General features: G+C 46.9%; 1 protein-coding gene. It reads right to left on the bottom strand.

The window, feature by feature from the left end; genetic code table 11:
• The coding region (locus AB4138_RS23565) for a cadherin-like domain-containing protein (protein ID WP_372307928.1) at window positions 1-725 on the bottom strand (725 nt) is incomplete at both ends.

Genomic DNA, 725 nt, shown 5'->3' with positions numbered 1-725 from the left:
GTAGCGCCTGTTAACAGGTCTGCATCGGTGAAGATTAACGTGCCATCTTCTTCAACACTGAACTGTTGATCTTGAGGTACTGGCAGGTCATTAACTGGGTTAACGGTTAGGTCAGCTGATGCTTGAACCGTATTAGTACCATCTGAGATATCGAAGCTGATATCGATGTCGCCATTGAAGTTCTCATCTGGCGTAATCGTGAAGCTGCCGTCATCATTAGCTACAACCGTTGCATCTCCACCAACCGTAAGGTCGCTAGCTGTCAGGTCATCGCCTTCAACATCTGACGCTTGCGATAGCAATTGCTCTTGGCTTAAACGGATAGAACCGTCTTCATCGATTGAATAAGCTAAGTCACCAGACACAGGCGCATCATCAACCGCTGTTACGCTTACGTCGATGTTTGCTGACACCGTATCGGTGCCGTCAGACACATCAAAACCGAAGTTTACGTCGCCATTGAAGTTTTCATTCGGAGCAAAGGTGTACGTACCATTACCGTTGTCGGTAAGAATACCGTCACCGCCGTCGTAGGTCACACTTTCAATAGTAAGGTTGTCACCTTCAATGTCCGTTGCGCCTGTTAATAGGTCTGCATCAGTGAAGATTAACGTGCCGTCTTCTTCAACACTGAATTGTTGGTCTTGTGGAACAGGTAAATCATTTACTGGGTTAACGGTCAGGTCTGCTGAAGCTTGAACGGTATTGGTGCCATCTGAGATATC

It is taken from the genome of Vibrio sp. 10N.286.52.C3, assembly GCF_041468865.1.
Lineage (GTDB): Bacteria > Pseudomonadota > Gammaproteobacteria > Enterobacterales > Vibrionaceae > Vibrio > Vibrio crassostreae_C.
The sequence above is the reverse complement of the archived record's forward strand: the minus strand, read 5'-3'. Positions and strand labels throughout refer to the sequence as shown.